17 protein-coding genes are annotated in these 21,328 nt (G+C 69.7%); 7 read left to right on the top strand and 10 right to left on the bottom strand.

Going from position 1 to position 21,328, the window contains the following annotated elements:
- Positions 1-4 precede the first annotated feature (4 nt).
- A complete protein-coding gene (locus RIE32_07960; protein MEQ9096180.1) occupies positions 5-748 on the top strand; it encodes an enoyl-CoA hydratase/isomerase family protein in 744 nt (247 codons plus the stop codon).
- Between the two features lie 110 nt (positions 749-858).
- On the opposite strand, the gene RIE32_07965 is transcribed toward RIE32_07960, so the two are convergent.
- From RIE32_07965 to RIE32_08000, 8 genes are all read right to left on the bottom strand, one after another.
- Positions 859-2,721 (bottom strand): GC-type dockerin domain-anchored protein, encoded by a 1,863-nt coding sequence (locus tag RIE32_07965; protein MEQ9096181.1) that lies wholly within the window; start codon positions 2,719-2,721, stop codon positions 859-861.
- Positions 2,722-2,888: 167 nt separating this feature from the next.
- Positions 2,889-3,266 carry a hypothetical protein gene (locus tag RIE32_07970; protein ID MEQ9096182.1) on the bottom strand — a complete coding sequence of 126 codons (378 nt, stop codon included), beginning with the start codon at positions 3,264-3,266 and terminating at the stop codon, positions 2,889-2,891.
- A gap of 11 nt (positions 3,267-3,277) precedes the next feature.
- Positions 3,278-3,661: a VOC family protein gene (locus RIE32_07975; protein MEQ9096183.1), complete on the bottom strand. Its 384-nt coding sequence runs from the start codon at positions 3,659-3,661 to the stop codon at positions 3,278-3,280.
- Positions 3,662-3,671: 10 nt separating this feature from the next.
- On the bottom strand, positions 3,672-4,124 hold the full coding sequence (locus RIE32_07980; protein MEQ9096184.1) for a GNAT family N-acetyltransferase: 453 nt from the start codon (positions 4,122-4,124) through the stop codon (positions 3,672-3,674).
- Positions 4,121-7,009, bottom strand: a complete 2,889-nt coding sequence (locus tag RIE32_07985) for an aconitate hydratase (GenBank protein ID MEQ9096185.1) — start codon at positions 7,007-7,009, stop codon at positions 4,121-4,123. Before RIE32_07985 ends, RIE32_07980 begins: the two co-directional genes overlap by 4 nt.
- Before the next feature lie 123 nt (positions 7,010-7,132).
- Positions 7,133-8,224, bottom strand: coding sequence for a patatin-like phospholipase family protein (locus tag RIE32_07990; GenBank protein MEQ9096186.1), 1,092 nt, complete (start codon positions 8,222-8,224; stop codon positions 7,133-7,135).
- 90 nt (positions 8,225-8,314) lie between these two features.
- Entirely contained in the window at positions 8,315-9,220 is a 906-nt protein-coding gene (locus RIE32_07995) for a LysR family transcriptional regulator (protein MEQ9096187.1), read from the bottom strand.
- A gap of 66 nt (positions 9,221-9,286) precedes the next feature.
- Positions 9,287-10,624: a VCBS repeat-containing protein gene (locus RIE32_08000; GenBank protein ID MEQ9096188.1), complete on the bottom strand. Its 1,338-nt coding sequence runs from the start codon at positions 10,622-10,624 to the stop codon at positions 9,287-9,289.
- 640 nt (positions 10,625-11,264) lie between these two features.
- Here RIE32_08000 and RIE32_08005 point away from each other — a divergent pair.
- From RIE32_08005 to RIE32_08020, 4 genes are all read left to right on the top strand, one after another.
- Entirely contained in the window at positions 11,265-11,975 is a 711-nt protein-coding gene (locus tag RIE32_08005) for a hypothetical protein (GenBank protein MEQ9096189.1), read from the top strand.
- Positions 11,976-12,164: 189 nt separating this feature from the next.
- On the top strand, positions 12,165-12,731 hold the full coding sequence (locus tag RIE32_08010; protein MEQ9096190.1) for a methylated-DNA--[protein]-cysteine S-methyltransferase: 567 nt from the start codon (positions 12,165-12,167) through the stop codon (positions 12,729-12,731).
- A gap of 48 nt (positions 12,732-12,779) precedes the next feature.
- Positions 12,780-13,757, top strand: a complete 978-nt coding sequence (locus RIE32_08015; protein MEQ9096191.1) for a glycosyltransferase — start codon at positions 12,780-12,782, stop codon at positions 13,755-13,757.
- A 3-nt stretch (positions 13,758-13,760) separates the two neighbouring features.
- On the top strand, positions 13,761-15,791 hold the full coding sequence (locus RIE32_08020; GenBank protein ID MEQ9096192.1) for a hypothetical protein: 2,031 nt from the start codon (positions 13,761-13,763) through the stop codon (positions 15,789-15,791).
- On the opposite strand, the gene RIE32_08025 is transcribed toward RIE32_08020, so the two are convergent.
- Positions 15,699-17,777 carry a hypothetical protein gene (locus RIE32_08025; protein ID MEQ9096193.1) on the bottom strand — a complete coding sequence of 693 codons (2,079 nt, stop codon included), beginning with the start codon at positions 17,775-17,777 and terminating at the stop codon, positions 15,699-15,701. The genes RIE32_08020 and RIE32_08025 overlap by 93 nt on opposite strands.
- 47 nt (positions 17,778-17,824) lie before the next feature.
- Between RIE32_08025 and RIE32_08030 the strand changes: the two genes are divergently transcribed.
- Together RIE32_08030 and RIE32_08035 are read left to right on the top strand one after the other, a co-directional pair.
- Positions 17,825-19,075 carry a class I SAM-dependent methyltransferase gene (locus RIE32_08030; GenBank protein ID MEQ9096194.1) on the top strand — a complete coding sequence of 417 codons (1,251 nt, stop codon included), beginning with the start codon at positions 17,825-17,827 and terminating at the stop codon, positions 19,073-19,075.
- Positions 19,076-19,272: 197 nt separating this feature from the next.
- Positions 19,273-20,292 carry a GC-type dockerin domain-anchored protein gene (locus RIE32_08035; GenBank protein ID MEQ9096195.1) on the top strand — a complete coding sequence of 340 codons (1,020 nt, stop codon included), beginning with the start codon at positions 19,273-19,275 and terminating at the stop codon, positions 20,290-20,292.
- Positions 20,293-20,374: 82 nt separating this feature from the next.
- On the opposite strand, the gene RIE32_08040 is transcribed toward RIE32_08035, so the two are convergent.
- Positions 20,375-21,250, bottom strand: a complete 876-nt coding sequence (locus RIE32_08040) for a GC-type dockerin domain-anchored protein (protein MEQ9096196.1) — start codon at positions 21,248-21,250, stop codon at positions 20,375-20,377.
- Positions 21,251-21,328: the final 78 nt, after the last annotated feature.

The raw sequence follows: 21,328 nt of genomic DNA on the forward strand, positions 1-21,328 counted from the left end.
CCCGATGACCGACCTGGCCACCCTTGATATCGATGGCGCCATCGCCACGCTGACCATGAACCGCCCCGACGCGCGTAACGCGATGTCGCTGCCGCTGCTGGACGCGCTGCACGCCCGGCTCGACGAATTGCCGAAGGATCCGCACGTGCTGGTTCTGACCGGCGCGGGGAAGAGCTTCTGCGCGGGCATGGATCTCAAGAGCGTGCTGGGCGACGAGAACGCACCGCCCAAGCTCCTGCACGGCATCGCGAGGCTGACCACCCGCCTGCGCAACCTGCCCATGGTCGTCCTGGCCAAGGTGAACGGGGCCGCCATTGGGGGCGGATGCGGACTGGCGTGCGCGTGCGACGTCGTGCTGAGCCACGCCGACGCGAAGCTGGGCTTTCCGGAGGTCGACCTGGGCGTGTGCCCCGCCGTCGTGGCGCCCGTGCTGGTCCGAAAGATCGGGGCGGGCAGGGCGCGGGCCATCCTGCTCCGCGGCGGGCTCATGAACGGCACGCAAGCCCACGAGGCAGGCATCGTCGATGAACTGGCGGAAGATCGCGACACGCTCGATGCCGCGTGTCAGCGCGTCGCAGATCGATTAGCCGCCGGCGGCCCGAGCGCTATCGCCGCGACAAAGACGCTGCTGACCGAGATCGATGGCTCGGGAGACGATCGTCTGGCGGCACGCGGCGCCGACCTGAGCGCCTCCGTACTGGCCACGCCCGAAGCGCGCGAGCGACTGGCCGCGGCATTCAACCGCTGACCCGTTTGCTCGCCGTTCGAGCAGTCATGTTCCACGTGCCCATGAAGCAACACCCCCGCACGCAGGAGCGTGCGGGGGCGGTGCCAAGGGGTATGGCGATTCAGGAACAGTTACGGGCAGCCCGCATCAAACTCGTTCTGGAAGGCCAGGAAGTCGAACAGCGTCAGCACGCCGTCGCCGTCGAAGTCGGCACGCAAGTCGCCGCTGTCGAAGGCGTTCTGGAAGGCCAGGAAGTCGAAGATGGTGAGCTGGCCGTCGCCATCGAAATCGGCCCGGCACAGCGTCTCGAAGCAGATGTTGTCGATGCTAAACAGCCACGTGGGCGAGGACGAATCGATCTCGATCCGCGTCACGCCGTTGAGGTTGTCGAACTGGATGTCACGCCGCCACGCGCCGCCGTTCTCGAGCAGCCCCTCGGTCCGCACCAGGGCGGCCCCGCGATAGAAGCGGATGGGGAACTCGAACCCGGTGCTGGGCGATCCGCCGCTGTGGAAGTCCAGCTCGATCGAGTCGATGGCCGGCGAGAACCGCATCTCGAGGGTTTCGTTGCGATCGCCCTGATCGCCGCCGTCGGTCGCGTTCACCAGCGACTTGGTGCCGAAGTAGCTGAGATAGTCCGACACCGAGGCGGGGGCGCCCGAGCCGACGCTGAACCGCACGCCCGTGTACTGGGTGCTGATGCGGTCGCCCGCATCGCGGTCCTCGAACTGGATGCAGCCGGGGTTGCACAGCCAGACGATCTGGGCCTCGATGAGGTCGGCAACTTCGCTGGCGGTCATCGACTCGTACTCGAAGCCGTTGAGCAGCGTGCGCTGGCCGCGGCCGCCGATGACCGTGGCCCCGCGACCCACGACGCTGTTGAATCGCGACACCACCTGGGCGCCCGCGGCGGCGGTCAGGTCATCGCCGTTGTCGTTCCATTCATCGCCGGCGACGGTCACCGGGCTGGTCGCCACGCTCCACGAGGCGTGGCCGCTGCTGTTGTAGACGGGCTTGGGCGCGAAGAAGTCCACCGTGCTGGCCACGTCGAAGGTCGACTGCAGCGAGGGCGAAGCATCCAGGTTCCAGTACGAGAAGTGCACCTTGGCGCCACGCGAAACGGCGCTGGCGATGGCCGTCTCGAAGCTTCCCGCAAACCCGTTGGCCGGCTCGTGGATCACGATGCAGCCGTAGTTGCCGCTGCGGACCGCGTCCTCGAGTTCGGCCTTATCGGCCACGATGAGGCGGTACCGCCCCTCGCCGAAGGCGGCATCGGCCGCATCGAGCTCCCACCGGGCGCCGGCGCGGGCCTCGGTGAAGACCAGATTGCCGCTGTCGTAGCCCAGCAGGTGGGCGATCTGGTTGCGCACGCCGTTGCGGGTGCGCGTCAGGCTGGTCATGGACGCGTAGTCCCACGCGTTGTAGATTGTCTTGCCACCCACCGACGTGGCGATCGTCCCACCGGCGCTGTTCAGGCCCGCGCGATAACCGCTGGCCAGCGTCAGGTCGTCGCCGTTGTCAAAGTAGTACGGGTCGGCGGCATCGGCGGTGAGGTTGCCCACGCCACCCCACGACGCGTCGCCGATGTCGATCTTGTTCTTGGGCGCGAAGTAGTCGACGGCGGCCGTGAAGCCGAAGATGTCGCCCGTCAGCAGGTCGTCGCCGTTCCAGTACGACACGTGCAGGCGACCGCCGTCGTTCACCCAGTTGCGCATCGCCGTGATGGTGTCGGCATCGAAGGTGCTCAGCGGGTTGTTGACCACGACCACGTCCCAGCCGCCCGCGGCGAGTTGGGTACGGAAACCCGCCTGGTCGTTGCCGTCGATCAGCGTCACGGCCAGGCCCAGGGCCGTGCAGGCATCCTCGGCGATGTCGGTCTGGGCCGCGCCGGCCGACTCGTTCTCCCACACCAGGGCCGACTGCGCACAGGCCAGGCCCGTCACCGCGAGAAGGGACGCGGCGGCGGACACCATGCGAATATGCGAATGACTCATCGGTTGCTTCTCCCTCGTTCTTCCACGCGGCGAGCCGACCTCCGGCCCCGCCGCGCGGCTTGGACGAGTCATGAGCGCAATCCGACGCCCCCACTCACGCAGTTTTTCACAACGGGTGTTTGTCCTATTCGTAATGTCTGACAAGCCCGAACCGGCAAAGCAGAGGCCTACTGGCCACCCGACATGACCTTGAAGTTCGCTTCGTCCATGAACTCGATGAGTTGGACGCGTTCGCGGGGAATCCAGATCTCCTTGCCCTCGCGGATCTCACTGACCTGCTTGAGAACGACCCAGTGCTCGTCGATCTCGTCGAGGTAGCCGAACACCTGCGTGGGCGTCGCACTGCCCGGGCCGTGGACGCTGAAGGTCCGGATGCCGTGGCTGAAGCCCGAAGAGCTTCCGCCACGCACGGGCGCCTGGGCATCATGCACGAGGTACACGCGGACTGGGTCGTCGCGCCCTTCCTCCGACGCCATGCCAAGCCCAGCCGCCAGCCCGCCGGCCAGCATCAGGCCACCACTCACCATCCACCGCTTCCGTCGCATGCCCCGCCTCCTTACGTGTCGCGCTGCGAGTGCAGCGCAACGCAGTTGCCCTCGCTATCGCTGATGATCGCCCGGAAGCCGTGCGGCCCGATCGGGTGGACATCCTGCTTGACCTTCCCACCCAATGTCGGCACCTTCGCCACGGCGTCACGAATCCGGCCGTCGACGTTCAGATAGATCAGCACGCCCGTGTCAGCGACCTCGCCCGTCTTGGGCACCAGACACCCGCCGTTGCCTTGATCATGATCGAGCACGGCGAACTCGAAGCCTTCGTTGCTCTCGCGGTGTATCTTGATGGCCAGCACCGCCGAGTAGAACGCGATCGAGCGATCGAGGTCGGCCACGGGCAGGTCGAACCAGACGACGCGGTTGTGCTTGGTGTTAAAGTCGGACATGATCCCGACTTCATCGGCTCGAATGGATCGCTCGCACCATGACCACGTGCGGACCGATGCCAGGCAGTTCGAATTGCTCGCCCACGGAGCAAAAGCCGAGCTTCTGGTAGTATCCCGCCGCCGTCAATCGGGCATTGCACCAGGCCTCTGCATAATCTTGCAAGGGGGTGTGAGAAAGACCGAAATCGACCAGGTCGCGCCCATACCCCCGGCCACGGAACTCGGGCAGCGTGGCCATGCCGCGAATGCGCACGGCAGCACGCTCGGAGCCAGGCGTGGACTCCACGAAGAAAGACGAGACGGACACGAGCGTTCCATCCACGCGAATGCCGACGTGGACGCTCGTGTCTGCCTCGTCATCCGGGTACACCGACTGCGCTTCGGGCAAGCCCGGCCTGAGTATGCGCTGCCTCAAGGGCCGGGCATCGGCCGCCGCGATGAGTTCGACGCCTGGACGATTCACACCGGCTGCTTCGCCTCGTTCAGCTTCTTGCGAATCACCGTGTGCAAGATACCACCATTGCGGTAATACTCGATCTCGATGGGCGTGTCGATGCGGCACTTGCAGGTGAACTCGATCGTCTTGCCCTCGGGCGTGGTCGCCTTTACGGGCACGTCGCAGCCGGGCTCGATGGGGCTGGGCAGCATGATGTCGAAGGTCTCGTCGCCCTTCAGGCCCAGGCTGTGCGCGTTCTGGCCGTCCTTGAACACCAGCGGCAGCACGCCCATGAACACGAGATTGCTGCGGTGGATGCGCTCGAAGCTCTCGGCGATCACCGCGCGAACGCCCAGCAGCATCGTGCCCTTGGCCGCCCAGTCTCGGCTACTGCCCATGCCGTAGTCCTTGCCCGCGACGACCACCAGCGGCGTGCCGGCCTTCTTGTAGTCCATGGCCGCGTCGAAGATGTACTCGACCGGGGCGCTGGCGATGTCGTTGCCCTTGGTGAAGTTTCGCGTCCAGCCGCCCTCGGGCTGCTTGCCGCCCTCACTGGTGGGAGCGGCGGCGATCTTGTTCTTCACCCGCACGTTGGCGAAGGTGCCGCGGGTCATCACGCGGTCGTTGCCGCGGCGGCTGCCGTAGCTGTTGAAGTCGCGCTGCTTCACGCCGTGCTCGAGCAGGTACTGCCCCGCAGGCGTCTCGGGCTCGATGCGGCCGGCCGGCGAGATGTGGTCGGTCGTCACGCTATCACCCAGCAGCGCCAGGCACCGCGCGCCGCCGATGGGCTCGAAGCCGGGCGCCTGCTCGGCCATGCCCTCGAAGAACGGCGGGTTCTGGATGTACGTGCTCTCGTCCTCCCAGGGGTACAGGTCGCTCTTGGAGACCGGCACCTGGTTCCACGTCTCGTTGCCGGTGAAGATGTCGCCGTACCGCCGGGCGAACTGCTCGCGGTCGATGCACGAGGCCACGACCTGCTGCACCTCCTCGATGCTCGGCCAGATGTCCTTCAGGAACACCTCCTTGCCGTCGGGCGTCGTCGCCAGCGGCTCGTTCACCACGTCGATGTCCACGCGCCCCGCGATGGCGTAGGCGACCACCAGCGGCGGGCTGGCCAGGAAGTTGGCCTTCACCTTCGGGTGCACGCGGCCCTCGAAGTTGCGGTTGCCGCTCAGCACGCTCGCCGCGATCAGGTCGCCCTCGACGATGCCCGCTTCGATCTCCGGCGGCAGCGGGCCGCTGTTGCCGATGCACGTCGTGCAGCCGTAGCCCACGGTCTGGAAGCCCAGCGCGTCCAAGTCCTCGGTCAGGCCGGCCTTGTCGTAGTACTCGGTCACGACCTTGCTGCCCGGCGCCAGGCTGGTCTTCACCCAGGGCTTGCGCGTCAGGCCCAGCTCGCGCGCCTTGCGCGCCACCAGGCCGGCAGCGACCATCACGCTGGGGTTGCTCGTGTTGGTGCAACTGGTGATGGCCGCGATCACGACCGAGCCGTGGTGCAGGCGGATCTTCTGGCCCACCCTGGGCGGGCGGGTGGCCTCGGTCAGCTCGACGACCACGCCGTGCTCGTCGTAGTGGGCGTGGTCGTCCGAACTGGGCGCGGCGTGCTCGGGGTTGACCGCCGAGAACTCGGCCTGCCCGCCCTCGCCGGCCCAGCGGTTCAGGTTCACGCTATCGCTGGGCACCCTCTTGCCGAAGGGGCCGGCCAGCTCCTCGCACCACCGGGCCTTCATGTCGTGCAGGTCCACGCGGTCCTGCGGGCGCTTGGGGCCGGCCAGCGAGGGCTGCACCGTCGACAGGTCCAGCTCCAGCACGTCGCTGAATTCGGGGTCGGGCTGGCTCTCGTCCCACCACAGCATGTTGGCCTTTGCGTACTTCTCGGCCAGCTCGATCTCCTCCTCGCTGCGGTTGGTCAGGCGCAGGTACTCGATCGTCTTGTCGTCGATGGGGAAGAAGCCGCAGGTGGCCCCGTACTCGGGCGCCATGTTCGCGATGGTCGCGCGGTCGGGCAGGCTCAGCGCCGCCATGCCCGGGCCAAAGAACTCCACGAACTTCTCCACCACGCCGAACTCGCGGAGCATCTGCGTCACGGTCAAGACCAGGTCGGTCGCCGTCACGCCCTCGGCCAGCTTGCCGGTCATCTTGAAGCCCACCACCTCGGGCGTGAGCATGTACACCGGCTGGCCCAGCATGACCGCCTCGGCCTCGATGCCGCCCACGCCCCAGCCAAGCACGCCAAGCGCGTTGATCATCGTCGTGTGGCTGTCGGTGCCCACCAGGCTGTCGGGGTAGACCTGGCGCTCCTCACCGTCGGCGGTCTGGACGGTGCGGGTCAGGCAGCCGCGCGCGAGGTACTCGAGATTGACCTGGTGCACGATGCCCGTGGCCGGGGGCACGCAGCGGAAGTTGGCAAGGCTCTGCTGGCCCCACTTGAGGAACTTGTACCGCTCGTTGTTGCGCTCGAATTCGCGCTCGGCGTTGATCGTCAGGGCCACGCGCGTGGCGAAGTCGTCCACCTGCACCGAGTGGTCGATCACCAGGTCGCAGGCCACGTCCGGGTTGATCATCGTCGGGTCGCCGCCCAGCCGCTTCATCGCGTCGCGCATGGCGGCCAGGTCGACCACGCAGGGCACGCCGGTGAAGTCCTGCAGGACCACGCGGCCGGGGGAGAACGGCATCTCGACCCGGTTGACGTCCCTGGCGTTCCAGCTGGCCAGCCCGGCCACGTCGTCCTGGGTCACCGTGAAGCCGTCGACGTTGCGGAGCATCGCCTCGAGCAGCACGCGGATCGAGTAGGGCAGCGTGCGGACGTTGCCCACCTTCTGGTCGGCCAGGGCCTCCAGGGCGTAGTAGGTGTAGTCCCCGCTCTTGTCGGTGCTGAGCGTGCGGCGGCTATTGAACGGATTGCTGGCCATGGCAGGGTCTCCCGGGGGTCGCGTGCGAATCGTCGGTCCACCGGTAGTATCGCCGGGCCGGACCTATTGGTCCAACTGCTGACGCTAACAGCTTGTATAGATATCGTCTATGCCGACCGCCCGCTAGCCGTCCAGCGGCTCGTCCGGCGGACGCTCCTCCCAGTGGCCGGCCCGGCCCAGCTCGCGGCCGTGCTCGTAAAGGGCCCGCATCTCGTCGGGCTCGAAGGCGTCCCAGTCGGGGCTGCCATCGAACTGGCGCACGTAGTTGAAGCGGAAGCGCACCCCCGCCTCGAGCGTCTCGGCGTAGAGCTTCTGGAGGCTGCCGATGGAGACCTCGCTGATCAGCGTGTTCACCGCGCGGCGGGCCACGCCGATCATGGGCACCCAGCCGAAGTCGACCTCCTGGTATCGCGTCCTGAGCTGCCCGTTCACGAGGGCGTACAGGGTCGCCGGCGGGGCGCCCTGGGCCCCCGCCCCGCCATCGGCCGCGCGGCGCTGGGCCTCGATCGCCTGGCACAGGCGGGCGAGTTCCTGCCGCCAGAAGACGTTCTCGCGCAGGCCGCCGTCGACGTGCCAGCGGTTCCTGTTGCGATCGTCGCGCAGGCCGCTCTTGAGCTTGACGGGCGGGAAGGCCATCGGCACCGCGGCGGCGGCCAGCAGCACCTTGCGGAACAACTTGTATTCCTTCTCCTGGGCCAAACACACCAGGTCCCAGATGACCAGCCGCGTGTCGCCCAGGTCCACCGTCGCGACGTACAGCCCGCGCCGCTCGCCCTGCTCGGCCACGGCGTTGATCACCTTCCTGGTGATGTGCGTCTCGATGAGCTTCTTGAGGGGCGCGGGGTCATAGAGCGACTTACTAAAAGGAATATTGATCCACCAGCGGCCCTCGTACACGTCCTTGCGCGTCACGCTCGTGTAGATCGATTCGAGCGCTTCGGTGCTGGCCTCGCTCTCGATGAACGCCAGGGGCGCCATCAGGCTGCCGGTGCTGATGCCCGTGACGACGTCGAAACGCGGGCGGTCGCCGCGCTCGTGCCAGCCGTTGAGGTAGCCGGCGCTGAAGGCCCCGTACTTGCCCCCGCCGCTGATGGCCAGCACGCTCGCGGCCCTCCCCGGCTCGATGGGGCGGACGACGTCGGTCGCGAAGCGCGCCAGCTCCCCGCCGCGCATCGCGCGGCAGCGTGCGAGTGGTCCGTCGCGGTGCTTGGCCATGGCGGGTCCTTCCGTAAGCGTCGTGCTTCCTGCAACGAGGGATGCGCGCCGCAGGCGCGCCCGGTCAGGCTACGGGGCCGCGGGGCCCGTTCAAGGGGCCGTCGCCATGGCCGCAAAGAGGTCCTGCTCGAAGGCCGCCGCCGCGGGCGAGGGGGCGCGGTCCCTCCTCCGCACGAGGGCGAGCCCGCGCACCAATCTTCCATCGCGGCAGGCGAGTCCCGTCGTTTCCGGCTTGTCGGGCGCGCTCCCGCTGAGCGCCATCCGGCTGACGAACCCCACGCCCACCCCCGCCTGCACCATGCGCGCAATCCCCTCGATCGACCGCAGCTCGACGACCACCTCGAGCGTCACGCCGTGGGCCATGGCCGCCTGATCGATGACCGCGCGCACGCTGCTGCCGGCCTCGAAGCCCACCACGGCCTGGCCTTGGAGATCCTTCCAGGCGAAGTCGGTCTTGGCGCTCAATGGGTGCCCCGGCGGGCAGATCAACCGCAGCTCGTCCTGCGCGCGGGCGACGGTCATCAGCTCGGTGCTCCCGGGAATGTTCACCGGCAGGGTGACAACCCCGAGGTCCAGCTCGCCCTTGAGCAGCGCCTCGGCCACCTGGCTGCTGCCCGCCTCGCGCACGCTCACGCGCAGCTCGGCGTGCTTGCGGCGAAAGCGCTGCACGACGCCGGGCAAGAGGTACGTCACGACGGTCGCCCCCGCGCCGATCCTGACGGTCCCCGCCTCGAGCCCCGCGAGCGCCCGCACGGCCCGCACGCCGGCGTCGACGCTGCGGACCGCCTGGTCGGTGTGCTCGAGCAGGACCAGGCACGCCTCGGTGGGCGTCAGCCCGCGGCCGGTGCGGCTGAAGAGGTCGACGCCGAGTTCTTCCTCGAGCTTGCGGACGGCGGCCGAGAGCGTCGGCTGGCTGAGCCCCAGCCGCTGAGCGGCGACGGTCATGGTGCCCGCGTCGGCGATGGCGCGGAGGTAGCGCAGGGGGGTGAGCTCCATGGGGCATGGTTGGCCGCCGGAGCCGGCGGCATCGCCACGTTCGGAGCCCACCGCGCCACGGCGCGCTTACGGGCAGCCGATCGCGAACGCGCTCTGGAACGCCAGGAAGTCGAACAGGGTCAGGCTACCGTCGCCGTCGAAGTCGGCGGCCGGATCCCCGGTGGCGAACAGGCTCTGGAACGCCAGGAAGTCGAACAGGGTGAGCATGCCGTCGCCGTCCAGGTCGGCCGGGCACGAGGCGCCGCCGCACTCGTTGAGGAACACGCCCACGGTGTCCGTGTTGACGCCCGCCACGGCCAGGTCGTTGTCGCCGTCGCCATCCAGGTCGCCGAGCGCCGCGGCCGTGTTCGAGTCGCCGGTGAAGTACCGCGCCTCGGCGGCGAACGTGCCATCGCCGTTATTGACCAGCACGCTGAGCCGGGCGTCCGAGTCGGCGACCGCCACGACGAGGTCGGGAGCGCCATCGCCGTTGAGGTCGCCGATGGCCACCGCCTGGGCGAACCCGGTCACGTCGTAGGACTCCTCGGCGCTGAAGGTGCCGTCGCCGTTGTTGCGAAGCACGCTGGCGTTGCCGGTAATCGCGCTGCCGGCGTTGGCCACGGCCAGGTCGTCGTCGCCGTCGCCATCGATGTCGCCGAGCGCCACGAACTGGGCGGCGAACTCCAGGCTGTATGGAACCTCGCGGGCGAACGAGCCGTCGCCGTTGTTGGCCAGCACCGAAACCTGGCCGCCGCCGATGACCTGGACGGCCAGGTCGACGTCGCCGTCGCCGTCCACGTCGCCGGTCGCGATGGCGCGCGAGCCGATGCCTCCGACGCTGTACGTCGACTCGGGCCCGAACGTGCCATCGCCGTTGTTCAGCAGCACGCCCACGCCGCCGCCGAAGAACTTGCCCACCGCCAGGTCGGCGTCGCCGTCGCCGTCCAGGTCGTCGATCGCGACGAACTGGGGCGAGATCGCGCTGTACGCAACCTGGGGCGCGAAGGTGCCGTCGCCGTTGTTCATCAGCACGCTGACGTTGTTGCCGCCCAGGTTCGACACGGCCACGTCGTTGTCGCCGTCGCCGTCCAGGTCGCCGATGGCCGCCCAGAAGGCGCTCAGGCCGGTGGCGTACGCCACCCCATCGGCGAAGGTGCCGTCGCCGCTATTGAGCAGCACGCTGGCGTCGCCGCTATCGCGGTTGGCGGTAACCAGGTCGTTGTCGCCGTCGCCGTCCAGGTCGCCGATGGCCACCGACAGCGGGTAGTCGCCCACGCCGTAGCTCGCGACGGGCGCGAAGATCTCGCCGGGGTCGCAGTCCTGGGCCAGCGCGGGGGCGCCCAGCAAGGCGGCGGCCGCCGCAACGAGCACGGCGGGCGCGGCGGGCACGGGATGGGTCGTGGTCTGGGGCTTGGTCTTGGTCACGGCTCTCTCCTGCGGCCTCCGGGTCTCGCGAACGAAGCGCAGGACACGGGCGCAGGGAAATGGCCGGAGGCCACCGGTGCACGTTCCACGCCCCCACGCCGGAACACGCCACGCCCGCATGCTACCAGAAACGCCCCGCTCGTGCAAGGAAATCTTCCGGCCGCCGCAACGCGACGGGAGGCCATCGGTGTCGGTGGGGAGGCCGCGGGGCTCGCCAAGGAGGCCGCCGGGCCATCCTGCGAGGCCGACGGGCTCCGCGGTGAGGCCGCCGGGCTCTCCGACGAGGCCGCCGGGCTTCACGGGGAGGCCGTTGGGCTCTCCGTGGAGGCGGCCATGCTCCACGGGGAGTCGCTTCTCGGGCCTGTGCAGAACCCGAAAACGCCGGTCGATGCTGGGAAAACCGGCCGCGCGGCGGCAGGGGCGTGCGACGCGGCCCGGCCGGGCCCGGGCGATGCGAGCCTAAAACCCGGCCACGCCCCAAACAAAAAAAAGTCGCCCGATTTTCCGTTCTTGGACTGAAGTCGCCCTCGGGGACCGCCGACCTTAGGTCTGGGCCGCCGCGGCACGCGTCGCGGGGCCCGGGACCGATCGGGATGGCGAACTTGCATCCGGCCCGATCATAAGAAAGGCGGAACGCATCATGTCTGGACAACGCACGACCGTGCCCGGCGGCGACCGGGCGTCCCTCCAGTTCACCGAGGCCCGTAAGCAATTGTGGACCGACAACGCCGCGCTCATCGGGCTTGCTCCCGAGGACGCCGCGGCGCTGGTCGCCTCCAGCGGATCGGCCCAGAGTGCACTGGATTCCCGCGTCGCGGCGGTCAACGCGGCCAAGGCCGCCACCGTCACGTGGCACACCGCGGCCGAGGAGAACCGCAGCCTGGCCCAGGACCTCGTTCGCAAGATCCGCGGCTTCGCCGTGCAGCAAGCCGATCCCGACGCGGTCTACGCCGCGGCCCAGATCGACCCGCCCAAGACCCCCGGCGAGCTGCCCGAGCCCGCCGTGCCCACCGACCTCAAGGTAACATTGGACACCGAGGGCCGGGCCGTTCTTACGTTCGAGTCCACCCGCTACGGCGGGACGACGTGGCGCATCCAGCGCCGCGTGGTGACCAGCCAGGGCGCCATCACGCCCTGGGCCTCGGTCGACTGGGTCTACGAGCGCAAGTTCGTCGACCAGGCCACCCCCAGCGGCGTGGCGGGCGTGCACTACCGCGTCCGGGCCGAGCGCCCCAGCGGCATCAGCGCCTTCTCGACGCCCGTCGCCCTGCCCTTCGGGGCCGGCGGGAATCAGCAGGCAACCGCGGGCGCCATCGCGCCCACGGAAACCAGCGGCAAGGAAGCCGGCTGAGCCGCTCCGCGGCGGGGCCCGGGCGCTCCGCGGCGGGGCCCAGACGCTCCGCGGGGGGGTCTCTTCCCCCGTGCCATGGACAACCACGAGACGGGCGATGGGCCGGGGTGCGTATTCCCCCGGCCCGTTGTCCGTGGCCGGGCCGCCATCGGCCCCATCGCGGGCCCGTTTGACAGGCTACTGTTCGGTATGGCCACCGAAGCCGCCACCCTGACGACCACGACCATTCCCAGCCCCGTGGGCGAGCTGACCCTCGCCTCGATCACGGACCTGGATGGTCCCCGCGTGTGCCTGGTCGAGTTCGGCCACCGGCAGGGGGCGGCCCTGGACGCCCTGGCCACCATGTTCGATGCGCAGGTGCGGCCCAGCGTCGACCCGCCCGAGTGCCCGGCGCTGGCCCTGCTCATCCGGGAATTGACCGCCTACTTCGTGGGCGACCTGAAGCAATTCACCGTGCCCCTCGAGCTCGCCGGCACGGCCTTCCAGACCAGCGTGTGGAACGCCCTGCTGGCGATCCCCTACGGCACGACCGTCGGCTACGGCGACCTCGCCCGCATGATCGGCAAGGACGCGGGGGCCAGCCGGGCCGTGGGCGCGGCCAACGGGGCGAATCGGCTGGCGATCGTCGTGCCGTGCCACCGGGTGGTCGCCGCCGATGGCAGTTTGCATGGCTACGGCGGGGGCCTGGAGCGCAAGCGCTGGCTGCTGGACCACGAGCGGACCGTCGCCGGCGGGCTGTTCGCCACGGCCGGATAGCCGCCATTTGTAGAGCCCGCCGCGCGAATCGGCCGTTAGACCCTTCGCATGCGCGTGACGGCGATCATCCCGAGCCGGGGCGGGGCCGATGGGGCCCTGGCCCGCTGCATCGCCTCGCTGCTGGCCGAGCGCGACGCGAAGCTGGCCATCGTGGCGAGCATCGACGGCCCCGACGCCCCGGCCGACCTGGCGCCCTTCGCCCGCGACGGCTCGGTCACGATCGTGACCGGCGAGCCCGCGGGCCCCGCCGCCGCCCGCAATCGGGGTCTCGAGGTCGCCGACGGCCAGCTCGTGCTCTTCCTCAACGACGACGTCGTGCCCTGCCCGCGGCTCATCGATCACCACCGGGCCGCCCACCGCGACGGGGCGCCCAAGCTCGTCCTGGGCGATGCCCCCTTCGCCGTGCCCACCGACGACCGCGTGCTCGACCGCATGACCCGCGAGACGGCGCTGCTGTTCTTCTACAGCGACATGAACGGCGTCGAGCGCGACCGCGACTGGGGCTTCCGCCACGCGTGGACGCTCAATCTCTCGGTGCCGCGCTCGATCTGCGCCGCGTTCGATGACGGCCTGGCGCATCCGATGTTCGACGACCTGGAGTGGGCCTACCGCGTCACGACCGAGCACCGCGCCCCCGTGCTCTACCGCCCCGAGGCGAGCGCGACGCACCACCACCGCTACGAGCCCGGGCAGATCCTCGCCCGCGAGGCGCTGCTGGGCCACCAGGCGTTGCAACTGCACCGCGTCAACGAGGCGTGCGCTTCGGCGGTGTTCGGTGATCGCTTCGACGGCTCCACCCAGTCCATCGAGGACGCCCGCGCGCTCATGACCGACGACGCCATCGACGCGTACGCGCGGTTCGAGGCCATCGCCCGCAAGCCGGTCTTCAGCACCAACATCCGCGAGCTGTTCGCCAGCGCCCGCGGCTGGCGGATGGCCGCCCGCGCCGCCGGCTTCCTCGCGGCCGTCCGCAGCGCGCCGCCCCCCAGGGCCGGTCAGGTCTTCGCCGCCCCCGCGAGCGCCTGAGCCGTGGCCGCGCGCTCGGGCCAGATCGTCCTGTTCGCCAGCCGCCGCCCGCTCGACCAGTTCGCCGGCGTGCCCGACGCACTGAACGCACGCGGCGTCGAGGTGTTGTATGAACGCCTCTGGGATCGAGAGATGCGCTTCGGGCACCACGCGATCACTGAGGTACTCGAGGGCGCCCGCGCGATCGCCTTCGCCGACCTGAGCCACAACGCCCACCTGGCCCCCACGCGCCTCGCGCGAGAGATGGGCATCCCCACGGTGCTGCTGGTCGACGGCATCGTCGAGCACGCCGCGACGATGCGCAACCCCTGGCTGGGCCCCGACCACCTCCAGCGAACCCCCCACGACCGCGTGCTGGCGATGGGCCCGCTGCAGGCCCACATCCTCGCCGACCTGGGCAACGCCGTTGCAACCACGGGGTTGCCGCGGCTGGACGGCTTCGAGGCCCAACTCGCCGACGCACGTACCCGCACCGAGCCAAACCAGTGGCTCCTGGTCGCCACCGCACTGACGCCCGCGATGGACGACGACGCCCTCGCCCGCGTGCGCACGATGTTGCACGAGCTGCGCGATCAGGTTCGAGCCCGCCACCTGCCCATCCGCTGGCGCATCGACGCCGCGCTCACGCATGACCTGAACGTACCACGCGACACCGCACCGCTCACCGAATCCCTCGCCGGCGCCCGCGCCACCATCACCACCGCGAGCACGCTGGCCGTCGAATCCATGCTCGCCGGCGTGCCTACCGCGATCGCCCACCCCCACCCCTGGCCGCTGTGGGTCCCCGCGGCGTGGATCTGGGCCGACGCGCTGGACGACTCGGTGATCGCGGACCTGCCCATCGAGCACATGCGCACCGTCGCCGGCACGCTCGACGCGCTCCTGGCCGATCCCGACCTGGAACGCCAACGCACCATCCTCGCGCAGCTCCACACGCCGGACGCCGGGGCGAACGTCGCGCACGAACTGGTGAACGCGCGCCGGACCGGCAACACCAACCCCGTCGCCTCCATGGCCCGCGTACGCGTCGCGCCCGCTCCGTGCGAGACGCTCTACCTCGCCCTCTGCGACCACGAGCAACCGCGCCCGCCGATGGTCGACGCCGCGCTCGCCGCGATGCGCACGCGCCCGCGCGATCATCTGCTGTGCATCGGGCTGAGCCCCCTGAACTTCGCCGACGCCCGCACGCCCGCGCTGCACCACCCACGCGCCCGTGAGGTCGTGCCCGACCCCACGCTCGCCATGCACGAGCGTGCACAGGCAATCCTCGAGGCCGCCCTCCTGCTCGCGCCCACGCAGATCACCTTCGACGACGACTGCGCCCTGCCCCTGGCCGCGCAGCTCGCTGCCCGTGGCGTGCGCTGCGACGACTCCCGCCTGGCCCAGCGCACCGACCACGCCGTTCGATCCATCGAGCGGTGGCCCTGGGCGCCGCGCTGGCCCGACGACGAGACCGCCGCCGACACATGGTTCGAGCGCGAGCTGCGACACGCCGGCTACGAGCGCATCGCTCTCGATGCACCAGGTACCGAGTGCGACGCCGTGCTCGTGCGCGCCGCCGCGCCGCGCCCGGACCCGGCGCTCGTCCAGCAATGGCGCGATCGCGGCCTGGGCGTCGCCGTCTCGCCCAACGGTCTGGTCGAAGCCGGGGTGTACGCGGCCCAGCGCGCCATCGATCGCTTGGCCGCCCAAGGTTGCACCCGCATTGCCGTCGTCGCCCACGACCAACGCACCCCCGTGCTCATCGCCCCCATCCGTCACGGCGCCCCCATCGTCGGCTGGATCGACGACGGCGCCATCGAACCAACGACCCACGTTGGCCTGCCCGCACACGCCTTCCACGCCGGCATCGATCGCCTGCGGCCAGACGCGCTGCTCGCGTTGCACGAGCGCGACCTGCCGCGCTACCGCGCCACCGGCCTGCCGACAGAACTGGTTGATCTATCGGAAGCTGCCGCGCACCAGCTCGACCACGTCGTGCGCGAAGCGATCCATCCCGAAACGCTCGCGCGCCCGCGCGCCCATGGCCGTTGACCAGCCGGCGCGCCACGCCGGATCCATCGACCGCTCGACGATCGCTTCAAGCTCCGCCTCGCTGGCAAAGCCCACCGTGCCCACGTCGATGAGCGGCCACGCCGGGTCTTCATGCGGCAACCTGGGCTTGCCCAGCGGGCAGTCCTTGAGGATCGCCATCTCTCGATGCGTCGGGCCGACCATGCCGCCCTCGCCGAGCACCAGCCCGCAGCGCCCCCACAGCGCCGCGACGCGCATGAGTCCGGCGTGGTTGGCGATGGCGTAGAGCGGCCGGCCATCGTCGCTCTGGCCATCGGGCTCGACCGCGCCCACCATCGCGTTGAGCTGGTACCAGCGCGCGCGATCCAGGTCTTCGAACGTGCAACGCACGATGGGCAGCCCGCCGCTCATCGCCGCCTCGGCCACGCGCTGGTGGTTCTGGCCGCGCACCGAGGCGTGGATCGTCACGCCCGCCAGTTGGTAGGCAGCACGCAGCTCTTCGCCGTGCGTCAACTCCCCCCGCGCATGCGCCGCAAGTTCGGGATGATCGTCCCAGCCCTTGCCGTACAGGTGCAACCGCCAGCCGCGTTGCCCGCACACGCTGGCCGCCCACCGCGCCGCCTGCTGGCGGAAGTGCAGGTCGGCCAGCGGATAGGCGATCTGCTGCAGCAGGCCCTCGACCATCGCGCCGGCCGGCGGGCGCGTGCTGCTCGCCCGCAGCGCCGCCTCACACTCGACGCGCAGCTCGTGCACGAGCCATCGCTGCTGCGCTTCCGATCGCGACATGGCCTCCGGAACGCGTTCTTCCAACTCCAGGATGGCCCGGCCGTACGCGCTCGCTGCGCCGCCCTGGTCGTATACGCGACGAACGTATTGCGCCGGCGGCTCGCTGTGCCGCGTCATGAGCGCCACGTCGCAGCGAAGGTGCTCATGCCCGCCAGCCATCGCCCCACCATGGAACTTGGTTGGCGAGACGGGGTTCAGCCAGCCCAGCATGCGCTCCTCGGGCACGCCCAGGCGATCGCGCAGCTCGGGATAGAGCATGCCGACCACGAAGTCCCGCGGGCCGCTCCGCGCAAGCTGGCCGCCCATGAAGTAGTGGCCCATCGCATCCTGCGACCACGTCACGACCGGCACGTGCGGCGGCACGACCGGCCCCAGGTGCGGGCGCAGGTAATTCAGCAGCACCACGCCGTCGGGCTCGAAGTCGATGATTGCCCGCGTGTAGTGCAGCTGGGTCTGCTTGGTATGGTCATCCGGCTCGACCAGCAGCCGGGCGTCGTGGCCCGATGAATTGAGCGCCTCGACGAAGTCGGCCGCCGAGGGCCACATGTACGTCGAATAGCGCGACGTGGTGACGAGAAGCCGAAGCGACTCGGCCGTGCGCCAGCGTTCGGCGATGGCCGTCCGCTTCTCGCGGCTGTTGGCCCACTGGCGGAGCGTGGCGCCGTGCTCTCGCATAACCGCCTGCTGGCGCGCGTGGGCCTCGCCCAGCAGCTTCGCCACGCCGGCGGCCGCGCCTCCGGACGCCCCGTTGTCGATGACGCTCTTGGGCAGGGGGTTGTCCACGTGCTCGACGAGCCAACGCTCCAGCCGCTCCATCGCCGCCGGGCCCACGAACCACTCGACGCCGGGCGCCGCGAGCAGGTCGCGTGCCGCGGTTTCCCCCAGCCGCGCGAGTCCGGCCAGCGCCGCCTCGGCCCTGGGCTCGATCACCATCACCCGGGGCAGGTATTGCAGCGAGCCGGTGCGCTCGGTAATCGCCCGCGCAATCAGCTCGATCGACGTGGCCCCCACGATGACCACCGGCGGTGCGAAGAGATCTTCCGGCGGCCAGATCGCGCCGCCCCGGGGCGTGGGCAGGGTTTCCGCGAGCAACGGACCCACGCCCTCCAGCACGCCGCCGGTCAGGTCCCACGCCCGCTGCGCCTCGGGCCACAGCGCGGCGGCGGCCTGGAGTGCCGGGCCGGAACCTGCGGGCGCACGGACAGCGGGGAGTGCGGACATGCCCCGTCCATCGGCCCCGCGTTCGTGCCAGCACCAGAAGATGGCCGATGACCCCTCCCGTGAGCGCCCTGCACACCCACGAATCGAAGAACGACCGTACCGACGCGCCCACCTGGCAGCCCAAGGCCCCGCGCCTGGCCGTCGTGCCCCAGCTCCGCGAGCGGCTGCTCGACCGCACCGCCGCCTGGCTGGCCATGAGCGGCGTCACCCGCATCGCCCTGTACCCCGGCGGCCGCCACACGCGCGCCGTCATCCGCCAGCCCTGGCTCATGCACGGCATTCGCGTCACGGCGGTGCTCGACGACCAGCCCACGCGTGAGGCCATCGCCGGCGTGCCGGTGCTCTCGCCCGGCGAGGCTGCGCAGGACCCGACCTTCCAGGCGGTCGTCCTGAGCACCACCGAGCACGAGGAGGCCGTCGGCGAGCGTGCCCGATCGGTCTTCGCCGGCACCCCCGTGCGCATCGTTTCGCTCTACGTGCCCGACGACACGATCTGGGAAGCCGACGCCACGATCGAACGCCTCGTGGCCGGCGGGCTCTCGCTCGAGGACGCCCGCTGGCTTGTGACCAACCGCAGCGAGCGGCACGATGCGCTGCAAGCGATCATCCCGCCCGCCCGAACCGAGCTGCACGCCCGCCGGTACGAGCTGGCCGCCGAGATCGCCAGGCAGCACGGGGCCGAACGCATCGCCGACGTCGCCAGCGGGACTGGCTATGGCTCGCGCCTCTTGCACATAATCGCCCGCGCACGGACCGACGGCGTCGACCTGGACGCCAACGCCGTCGACTACGCTTCGCGCGTGCACGGCTGCGCGGGCGCGTGCGCGTTCCACGCCGCCGACGCCTGCAACACGCCGCTCGCCTCGAACGCCTACGACCTGGCCGCCAGCTTCGAGACCATCGAGCACGTGCCGGACGCCACGGGCCTGCTCGTCGAGTTGCGACGCATCGTCAGGCCCGGCGGGCGCCTGGTCATCAGTACGCCCAACCGGCTGGGCCCCACGCCCCACCACGTCCACGACTTCGGCTTCGCGGACTTCGGCGCGATGATCGAGAGCGGCTGGACGATCGAGCGTTGGATCGGCCAGAACCCCACCGACGAGGTCTACAGCCCCGACCTGCCTCCTGGGATGTGGCCGATCGACCCCGTGGCCGCCCGCGACGAGCGATGGCCCGGCGGCGGGGGCAAACCCCAGTTCCTGATTGCCGTGGCGCGCAAGCACGACGGAAGTGCCGCGTCATCGACCTGCCATCTGGACGCCATCGTTTCGTGGATGCGCGCCCGGCCGGACGCATAGCCCCGACCCACGCCGAACAAATCATGTGATCGCTCTCAGACCGCTCGGCAACTCCCCGCGCGGCGCGATGATTGTCGCCAACGCCGGAACATCGATGCGGACCGGCCCGTTCCACGTGGTACCTTCAGGTCGCACGAGACAGTGCGACAACCAATATGGCGACACCCAGTATGGTCCGAGAAAGAGAGGCATCCATCATGCGCACCATTGCAACCATTTCCGCCGCGGCCGGCCTTGCCACCGCCGCCCACGCACAATTCACCACCGGCATCACCAAGCCCGTCTTCGGCGAGAACCAGCCCGAGGCCTACTTCAACCTGGGCGACACCAACACGCTCCTGTTCGACATCGAGACCGACCTGGGCCTGCCCGCCACCGCGCCCGGCTTTACGGGATTGGCCGGCGATGATCGCAACCGGCGCTTCTTCGCCACCGTGCGCAACGGTCCCAACGACGACGTCTACGAGTTCAGCTACGACGACCTGTTCAACCCCACCAAGCTCGTCGAGACCCAGGACGCCGCCGGCAACGACATCTCCATCGACGGCCTGGCCTACGACACCGACACCGGCATCCTTTATGGCACGCGCACGCTGGGCAGCGGTGGCCAGCCCGAGGGCCTCTTCGCCATCGACCTGGCCACCGGCGTGCTCACGCTCGTGCTCGACTACCAGGACACCAGCAGCACCTACACCATCGGCGGCATCGACTTCAACGAGGACGACGGGCTGATCTACCTGGCCGACGACGACGAAACCGGCGGCCGCTGGATCTACAGCGTCGATCCGCTCGACCCCACCGCCGGGCTGACCGAGGTCGTGCGATTCCCCGATATCGTCACCGACGTCGACGGCCTGGCCGCCGGCGGGGGCGAGGTCTTCCTGCTGACCGACAACGCCGACGCCAACGGCGGCGTGCACCACATCTACAACCTCGCCGACGGCACGTTCTCCACGGCCGACTCGCCCTACCCCGCGCCCGCGGGCAGCCCCATCGCCCCCAACCCCACCGGCGGGGCGGCCTACACGCCCAACCTGCTCGATGTCGGCGGCTGCCGCGCCGACATCGACGGCGACGGCGAGCTGACCCTCTTCGACTTCCTCGAGTTCCAGAACCTCTTCGACGCGGGCGACCTGGCCGCCGACTTCGACGAGGACGGCGAACTGACGCTGTTCGACTTCCTGGCCTTCCAGAACGAGTTCGACGCGGGCTGCTGAACGCAGCGAGGACAGACAACCCTCCAATTGCAAGACAGCCGCCCCTCGGGCGGCCTTTCTTATGGCGTGTTCCAAGCTTCGCCTAGGGGCACCCGGCGTCAAACGCGTTCTGGAACGCAAGGAAGTCGAAGAGCGTCAGCTCGTCATCGCCGTCAAAGTCCGCGGCGAGATCGCCCGCGTCGAACAGGGTCTGGAACGCAAGGAAGTCGAACAGGGTCAGCGCGCCGTCGCCGTCGAGATCTGCAATGCACGCCCCGGCCTCGAAGAGCGTCGCCTCGAAGAAGTAGCTCGCGGCGGCCAGGCTGTCGCTGACTTCTTCGAAGCCCTCGGTCTGGTCGCGTGCCGTCGCCGCGATACGTAGCTCGTACGCGCCGGGATCGAGGTCGACCTCGATGGGCGCCACGGGCCGCAGCAGCAGCCGCGTCCCGATGTCATCCAGCACGGCCTCGACCTCGAACTCGATCTCGAACGTGTCGGTGTTGTGCAGTCGGATCGACGCGCCCGCATCGCCGGGGCGATCGCGCGAGACCTCGCCATCGAACGCGCGATCGACCAGCAGCTCGAAGTCCTCGATGAGCAGCGTTGCCGAAGCGGCGGTGACGAACCGCACGCGGTACCAACTCGTGGCATACGCATCACCAGATCCCTGGATGAAGAGCTGCGCGACGGCCGAACCGGACGCCTCGATCACGTCGCCATCGGGATCGGGCTCGAACACGCTGGTCTGCTCGGCGCGTGACCGATTGGACGCGAAGGGCGGGATGGCTGCCAGGGCCGAAACCGACTCGACAAAGTCTCCAGGCTCCATCGAAGTCACCAAGTCACGGTCGAACAACGGGTCGTCGGACACAAACGAGAAAGCCTCGGCCTCAACCACCCGGCTGATCTCGCGATCCTGGGCGAGGGTCTGACCGGCCATCGCTACCGACGCACCGAGGGCGATCATCCATCTCCGCATGCGTTACCTCCTGCGGGCATTGTACCGAGTTCCGCCCGGATCACGATGGAGACTTCGAGAAGACGGCCGCACGCCCTT

Source organism: Phycisphaerales bacterium (assembly GCA_040221175.1).
Lineage (GTDB): Bacteria > Planctomycetota > Phycisphaerae > Phycisphaerales > UBA1924 > JAHCJI01.